The organism is Ralstonia sp. TCR112 (assembly GCF_007997035.1).
Lineage (GTDB): Bacteria > Pseudomonadota > Gammaproteobacteria > Burkholderiales > Burkholderiaceae > Ralstonia > Ralstonia edaphi.
Window position 1 is genome coordinate 1 of sequence record NZ_VOSS01000281.1, and the last position, 1,205, is coordinate 1,205.

General features: G+C 62.7%; 1 pseudogene. It reads right to left on the minus strand.

The annotated features are described in order from the left end of the window. A pseudogene (gene atpA, locus FUT88_RS25975) lies at positions 1-1,205 on the minus strand (F0F1 ATP synthase subunit alpha); the annotation flags it as partial.

Consider the following 1,205-nt stretch of genomic DNA (forward strand, 5'->3'; position numbering starts at 1 on the left):
CGCGCTCGAGCTGCTTGCGGGTCGCTTCGTCCAGGTCGGAAGCAAACTGCGCGAACGCAGCCAGTTCACGATACTGAGCCAAGTCGGTACGGATACCGCCCGACAGCTTCTTGATGACCTTGGTCTGAGCAGCACCACCCACACGCGACACCGAAATACCGGCGTTGATTGCGGGACGCACACCGGCGTTGAACAGGTCGGTTTCCAGGAAGATCTGGCCGTCGGTAATCGAGATCACGTTGGTCGGCACGAACGCGGACACGTCGCCGGCCTGCGTTTCGATCACTGGCAGTGCGGTCAGCGAACCGGTCTTGCCCTTGACTTCACCGTTGGTGATCTTCTCGATGTGCTCGGCGTTCACACGCGCAGCACGCTCCAGCAGACGCGAGTGCAGGTAGAACACGTCGCCGGGGTAAGCCTCGCGGCCAGGCGGACGACGCAGCAGCAGCGAAACCTGACGGTACGCCCAAGCTTGCTTGGTCAGATCGTCATACACGATCAGGGCGTCTTCGCGCGGTCGCGGAAGTATTCGCCCATCGTGCAGCCGGCGTAGGCCGACAGGTACTGCATGGCAGCGGAGTCCGAAGCGGCAGCAGCCACCACGATCGTGTATTCCAGTGCGCCGTGCTCTTCGAGCTTGCGCACCACGTTGGCGATCGTCGAAGCCTTCTGGCCGATTGCCACGTACACGCAGAAGATGCCCTTGCCCTTCTGGTTGATGATGGCGTCGACTGCAACAGCGGTCTTGCCGGTCTGGCGGTCGCCAATGATCAGCTCACGCTGGCCACGGCCGATCGGCACCATTGCGTCGATCGACTTCAGGCCGGTCTGCACCGGCTGGCTCACCGATTGACGTGCGATCACGCCCGGAGCGACCTTTTCGATCACGTCCGTCTTCTTGGCGTTGATCGGGCCCTTGCCGTCGATCGGCTGGCCCAGTGCGTTGACCACGCGGCCCAGCAGTTCCGGGCCAACCGGCACTTCCAGAATGCGACCCGTGCACTTGACTTCGTCGCCTTCGGAAATGTGCTCGTACTCACCCAGCACCACAGCGCCGACGGAGTCGCGCTCGAGGTTCAGCGCGAGGCCGAACGTGTTGCCCGGGAATTCCAGCATTTCGCCTTGCATCACGCCCGACAGGCCATGAATGCGGCAGATACCGTCCGTCACGGAGATGACCGTGCCGGTGTTCTTTGCGTCAGCGC